General features: G+C 65.2%; 4 protein-coding genes. 2 read left to right on the top strand and 2 right to left on the bottom strand.

The features are described 5' to 3' along the window. The first annotated feature begins 251 nt into the window (after positions 1-251). On the top strand, positions 252-554 hold the full coding sequence (locus FJZ36_18025; GenBank protein ID MBM3216796.1) for a hypothetical protein: 303 nt from the start codon (positions 252-254) through the stop codon (positions 552-554). 32 nt (positions 555-586) lie between these two features. On the opposite strand, the gene FJZ36_18020 is transcribed toward FJZ36_18025, so the two are convergent. Then, entirely contained in the window at positions 587-2,503 is a 1,917-nt protein-coding gene (locus FJZ36_18020; protein ID MBM3216795.1) for a hypothetical protein, read from the bottom strand. Between the two features lie 462 nt (positions 2,504-2,965). Next, positions 2,966-4,015 (bottom strand): Gfo/Idh/MocA family oxidoreductase, encoded by a 1,050-nt coding sequence (locus FJZ36_18015; protein ID MBM3216794.1) that lies wholly within the window; start codon positions 4,013-4,015, stop codon positions 2,966-2,968. Between the two features lie 201 nt (positions 4,016-4,216). Here FJZ36_18015 and FJZ36_18010 point away from each other — a divergent pair. Next, on the top strand, positions 4,217-4,778 hold a 562-nt coding region (locus FJZ36_18010; protein ID MBM3216793.1), incomplete at its 3' end, for a xylose isomerase.

The following is a 4,778-nucleotide window of genomic DNA, read 5'->3' as shown; positions in this document are numbered from 1 at the left end:
CGTCGGGGACAAGAAGGGGCAGTCGTACGCGTTGCGCCGCTTGGCGAGAGCCGCACGGGAGCTAGTGGTCAGTGACAGTGACTTATCGTGTTATCCGACCCCCACCCTAACCCTCCCCCATGCAAGGGGGAGGGACATAGCCTCCTCCCCCCGCGAAGCGTGGGGGAGGATTGAGGTGGGGGAATACGACATCTCCAAAGTAACGGACCATAGGACAGATATCTGACGCGTTCGAGCATCTGGCTGAGTCCTTGAGGCTCTGCCGCGAGTTGGGCGACTTGTCTGCACTGGCGAAGTGCCTCGAAGGATTCGGCGAACTCGCCATGAAACAGAGCCGCTACCTGCGCGCATCCAGGCTCCTGGCAGTGGCGAGGGCAACCCGGACCAAGCTCCATGTGCCGCTGCCAAAGTCGATCCAGCAGAGGTTCGACACTTACGAAACAGCCTTGCGTCACGCGGTAGGCGACGATGCGCTCGCCGGGGCCACGTCCGGCGACGTCGCGTTCACACCCGACGAGGCAATCGAGTACGCGCTAGGCGACAGCGACGCGTGACGCGCCGCCAGCTTCTCCGAACTGCCTAGCGCTCAGAACAGGAAGATGCGGTGGCCCTGCTTGCCCAGGGCGAAGTCGACGACCACCCAAAACCCGCCCGCGAGGAACTCGCCGAGAACCATCCCCAGGAAGAACGGTCGCCACCGCAGGAACGTCCGCAACCCTCCGAACCGCAGCGCCACCGACTTCGCCGCCCAACCAAGCAGCGTCGAGAACCAGAGCTGGATCATGGGCCAGCTCGGACCCATCGCGTACCCGATCGGGTGCAGCGGGAACCACAGGAACCGCGCCCGCAGAACGCCCAAAGTCGCGACGAGGGTTCCTCCGACGCCCATCCAGAAGACACTGTAGAGGTCCGATGATGTGCCGTTGACCAATTGCGCCGTCAGCCGATTGAACGGCAGTTGGGGTGCGCCGATCCCGAACCACCCGCTGACGCTCGCCGCGCCGTTCGCCTGCCCGATCAGAAGCACCGTCGCACACGAGACGACCATCGCCAGCACGGACGCTCCCAACATCGGCGTCACGAGCGACCGACGGCGCAGCGGACTCGTGTCGAGCAGCTTGAAAGCGTCCATGACGCTCGGCATCGCTGAGGATCGCACGTCGAAGGAGAAGATCATCTCCTGGACGTTCAAGACGGCGAGTCCGCGCGGGGTCATGGGCGACGTGCCGAGAACCGGCGTCAGTAGGTCCGTCGGGCGGAAGGGCGTCTGGATGAACAACAGGCCGCTCTCGCTGACCATGCGGGTCATGGCGATCATCGTCACGAGAAACAGGAGCGTCGTGGCAAACGACAGCCAGAGCGGAATCCCTGCGATCCCACCCGCGATCACGACGGCAAGGAACGTCAGCCCAAGCCCGACGATCGCCCCGCGCGGCGAGAGAGGTTCGGACCCGTCGTCCTTCCCTCGCCACGCCGTCGAGAAGTGCTCCCCCAGAGACGTTCGAACGCGCCAGATCGCCGCCGCGGCGAGCATGAGGATGCCGCCCGCCATCTGATACGCCGCAAAGCCGCGCGTCGCGTAGCCCGTACTCTGACCCAGCGGCAGCCCCATGACGACCATCGCGACCGACTGCATGTGGAACAGGAAGTAGAACAACCACAGGCTGAACGACAGATCGACTGGCAGGAGGAACACGAAGCCGACCGCGCTGAAGTGAAGGATCACCCAGAGCGGGCGCATGATGTCCCACGGCTTCTCGTTGAGGTGTGCCCCGACGTCGAAGAACAGCGGGATTCCTGGCACAGACGGGAAGTAGACGTGCAATCCGTTGATCGCATGGATGAGGAACGGGACGCCGGCTCCCAGCAGCAGAACGAGCCCGCGACGCCTGCCGCCGATGGGTTCCAGCAGCTCCAGCGGCAGTTGCACCAACGGGAACGCGAGCCGTTCGCGCTCGATCCACTGTCGCCGGAGCAGAACGCAGATGCAGAGCATCCCCCAGAAGAGAATGAGCGCGTAGATCGTCCAGATCGCTAGCGGTCGGAGCCACAACGCCCAGGGAACCGGCGCGTCGCCGCCTTCGAAGAAGGAGCGAGAAGCGCGCTCGTCGAACGGAGCCATCCACGACGGGAGATGCTGCGAGAAGACCGCGAACCAGTCGTTCTCCGGCGTCGCGTAGTAGGGAATCGCCGCGAGAATCGGCACGACGTACGCCGCGAAGCCCAGCGACGAGAAGCCGGCGCTGACGAGCATCATCGCGTAGAGGACGACCCACTCTCCATGCGAGAAGGGCTTCCCGGTGCGGGCAAGAAACGGCGCAACGGCGAACCGCAGCGCGACGAACACGCACACGACGCCGATGGGCAGGTGGCACGCGGCGAGCCACGTGCCGTTCAACAGGAAGTCGCTGACGGGCGTCGCGACGGAGAGCAGAGCCGCGCCCAGCAGGCCTGTCAGGACGGCGCGAGGCGTCAGGCGGTTGTCTCGTGAGGGCGCGGACATGGGCGGCTGTCATCCTGCGGAGCGAAGCACGCCGGCGACCCGATTCCGGGCGGACGAGTGAGATGCTTCACTGCGTCGGGTATGACAACACGCGGAAGGCGACGGGGCAAGGCGCGGTGGACGCCGCGCACGGCACTTCCACGAACGAGTCTCGCCGACACACAGACAGAATCCCTGGACCGTCATTCCCGCGTAAGCGGGAATCCAGAGTACTGGCATCCACCGCGCAAGGGAGCCACGGAGACAGACGGGGCCGGGTCACAGTGCGAGAGCGTGAGGTAAGGACTCTAGGCTCCCGCTTTCGCGGGAGCGACGGGCGGGCGGTCGTCGCGTGACGTCAGGCTGAGCCCTGACTGCCCGTCAGAACGGTACTCGTTGATGAGAAGGCATCTTCGTGAAACAGTCCTGGGCGCGCGGTGGACGCCGCGCCATCGACGACGCGGCGTCCGATGAAGGTTCGGTCTATCGCTTCTGCTCCGGGAACGGCGCGCGGATGTCGTAGCGTCCGGGCACCTCGACGGGCACCTTGCCGCTCTCAACCAGCAGATCGAGAGGGTTCTCCCGCGTCGTGAGAGGGAACTTGACGACGTCCTGAATCCGCACGGATTCGTAGATCGCCATCATGATCTCCATCGTCGTCGCGGCGACTTTGCCCTCGTTGGGGTGGTCGTCCCGCTTGCCGTCCATCCAGTCGATGAAGTCCTGGAACTGGTTCGAGCGAACGGGCTGTGGCGTGATGGACTTCCATCCGTTGCTGGAGCCATTCAGAAGCAGGAGGGTTCCATCGGGTCCGCGCTTGATGGTTCCATCCTCGCCGTAGATGATGTCGCCGCGCAGCCCAGGCTCCGGCAGGTCGCTCTCGTAGACACCGCGCACGCCGCCCTCGAAGCAGATGATGCAGGCGCAGTTGTCCTCCGTACGGACGCGCCGCTCCCATCGGTCGGTGCGGCGGGAGAGCTGCCCGACGAGCCACAGGGGGTTCGGATCGCCCAGCCAGAAGCGCATCTCATCGATCTCGTGGGTTCCACGGTTCAGCAAGCCGTGTCCGTCGCGTCGGAGGACGGCGGTTGGCTTGCCGATCGCGCCGTCGAGGACGAGCCGTCGAGCTTCGCAGTTCTGCGCGCCGTAGCGCCGCTGATGCCCGATGGCGAGCTTCGCGCCGCTCTTCTCGCAGGCTTCGAGCATGTCGAGGGTTCCACCCATGCTCTCCGCCATCGGCTTCTCGCCGAAGATGCCGGGCACCCCGGCGCGCGCGGCGGCGGCGGTGATCTCGGCGCGGACGTTCTGCCACGTCGTCACCGAGACGATGTCGAGGTTCTCTTTGGCGAACATCTCGTTGTAGTCGCCGTAGCCCTTCGCCTGAAACGAGTCGCCGAGGGCTTTCGCGGAATCGAGGCTCATGTCGGCAGTGGCGACGACCTGGGTTCGCGGGTTGCCCGACCACGCCTTCGCGTGCGAGTTGCCCATGCCTCCACACCCGACGATGCCGACGCGATAGGTCTTGTCTGCCACGAGTCGGTACTCCCCGTTGAGATTCGGCAGTAAGGGACGATGACCGGAGCCGTGACGCGAGGTGTGGCAAGCCTAGCACAGCGATTGGGGAGGCACAAAGGTCGGTTGGACTGCCGTCGGCGACCTTGAATACCCCTGCGAACCGTGCGATAGTGCGGCGAGACCCCGATCACGGTCGCCGACATCCGAAAGGTCGCGTTCATGGCTGACTACTTCCCCGACGTCCAGAAGATCGCCTACGAAGGGCCCGGCACGAAGAACCCGCTCGCGTTCCGCCACTACAACCCCGATGAGGTCGTCGAAGGCAAGACGATGCGGGAGCATCTGCGCTTCTCCGTCGCCTACTGGCACACCTTCCGTGGCGAGGGGCGCGACCCGTTCGGACCCGGCACGATGTACCGCCCGTGGGAGTCCGAGACGGATTCCGTCGACAACGCCAAGCGCCGGGTGGAAGTCGCGTTCGAGTTCATGTCGAAGCTGGGAGCGCCGTTCTACTGCTTCCACGACCGCGATGTCGCGCCGGAGGGTTCCAGCCTGCGCGAGACGAACCGGAACCTCGACGCCGTCGCCGCCGAGATGAAAGCGCAGCAGGACGCGACCGGAGTGAACTTGCTGTGGGGCACGGCGAACCTGTTCTCGAACCCTCGGTTCATGCACGGCGCAGCGACGAGCTGCAACGCGGACGTCTTCGCCTACGCGGCGGCGCAGGTGAAGAAGGCGCTCGAAGTGACGCACGAGCTCGGCGGCGCCAACTACGTGTTCT

Source organism: Candidatus Poribacteria bacterium, from assembly GCA_016866785.1.
Classification (GTDB): domain Bacteria; phylum Poribacteria; class WGA-4E.
This window is presented reverse-complemented; position numbering and strand designations above follow the sequence as displayed.

Excerpts from the sequence above, each read along its gene's own strand:
- FJZ36_18020 (MBM3216795.1), bottom strand. The coding sequence starts at position 2,503 with ATGTCCGCGCCCTCACGAGACAACCGCCTGACGCCTCGCGCCGTCCTG.